Here is a 271-nt window from a genome sequence, read left to right as displayed (position 1 = left end):
ACTGAAAACAATGAATGGGTCAGCCGTTATGGCAAGTATGGCAGGAATACTGTCCAGTGCAAAAAGGATATCTGTAAGCTCTATGATAATCAATGCCATAAAAAGCGGGGTCGCCACACGGATTCCCCTTTTTACTATAAAGAAGTGTTCCCCGTCAATAAACCTGGTAAATGGAAGTACTCTTCTCATTTTTTTGAAAATAAAGGAGTTTTTGGGGTTAAACTCAGAGGCATCCGATTTCAGCATTTTGTAAGCTGTGTACAAGAGAAAT

The 271-nt window shown here is 39.5% G+C and carries 1 protein-coding gene; it reads right to left on the bottom strand.

Annotated features, from left to right (window positions below; translation table 11 throughout):
* Nucleotides 1-264, bottom strand: a 264-nt coding sequence (locus tag I5349_RS13765) for a TerC family protein (RefSeq protein ID WP_438865903.1), incomplete at its 3' end; no start/stop codon positions are given.
* Between the last annotated feature and the right edge of the window lie 7 nt (nt 265-271).

This window comes from Penaeicola halotolerans, assembly GCF_016464625.1.
GTDB lineage: Bacteria > Bacteroidota > Bacteroidia > Cytophagales > Cyclobacteriaceae > Penaeicola > Penaeicola halotolerans.
Note: the sequence above shows the minus strand (reverse complement) of the source record. Positions and strands in the feature narration are given on the sequence as shown.